The 257-nt window shown below is 53.4% G+C and carries 1 pseudogene; it reads right to left on the reverse strand.

From position 1 onward, the window contains the following. Window positions 1-235 (reverse strand): annotated as a pseudogene (locus tag VZP09_RS24970) (IS6 family transposase); the annotation flags it as partial. Between the last annotated feature and the right edge of the window lie 22 nt (window positions 236-257).

The raw sequence follows: 257 nt of genomic DNA on the forward strand, positions 1-257 counted from the left end.
CATCNATGTGCCACGGGCAAAGATCGGAAGGGTTACGCCAGTACCAGCGCAGCCGTTTTTCCATTTCAGGCGCATAACGCTGAACCCAGCGGTAAATCGTGGAGTGATCGACATTCACTCCNCGTTCAGCNAGCATCTCCTGCAGCTCACGGTAACTGATGCCGTATTTGCAGTANCAGCGTACGGCCCACAGAATGATGTCACGCTGAAAATGCCGGCCTTTGAATGGGTTCATGTGCAGCTCCATCAGCAAAAGG

The organism is Klebsiella sp. EMBS2024 (assembly GCF_036233805.1).
GTDB classification, from domain to species: domain Bacteria; phylum Pseudomonadota; class Gammaproteobacteria; order Enterobacterales; family Enterobacteriaceae; genus Klebsiella; species Klebsiella pneumoniae.